Here is a 456-nt window from a genome sequence, read left to right as displayed (position 1 = left end):
GGTAAGAGTCAGTGAATGCAGCTCAACCTGCTAACGACACCAAAGCTAAAGCTCAAAAACTCCAACAAGCACTAAGCCTTGCAGCCAAGGAAAATCCGCGGCGGCGGTTTCATGCGTTATACGACAAGGTTTACCGCAGCGACATCCTATGGGAAGCATGGAAGAGGGTCAAAGGAAACGGCGGAAGCGGTGGGGTGGATGGAACGACCATCGACCACATCGTGAAAGCCATCGGCGAAGAACGATTCGTGGACGAAATCCGGACGACGCTCAGGGACGGAGCATATCGCCCACTACCGGCAAGACGCAAGGAGATTCCGAAAGCGGACGGCAAGATGCGACCGCTGGGCATTCCGGCGATTCGGGACAGAGTCGTGCAAATGGCGACGAAAATCGTGATCGAGCCCATCTTCGAAGCCGACTTCAAAGACTGCTCGTACGGATTCAGACCCAAGC

General features: G+C 55.0%; 1 pseudogene. It reads left to right on the top strand.

Annotated elements, in window-relative coordinates:
- Nucleotides 1–11 precede the first annotated feature (11 nt).
- Nucleotides 12–456, top strand: a pseudogene (locus tag KVT38_RS33520) (group II intron reverse transcriptase/maturase); the annotation flags it as partial.

Origin of the sequence: Cohnella sp. GbtcB17 (assembly GCF_019091135.1) — a bacterium.
Classification (GTDB): domain Bacteria; phylum Bacillota; class Bacilli; order Paenibacillales; family Paenibacillaceae; genus Cohnella.
Note: the sequence above shows the minus strand (reverse complement) of the source record. Positions and strands in the feature narration are given on the sequence as shown.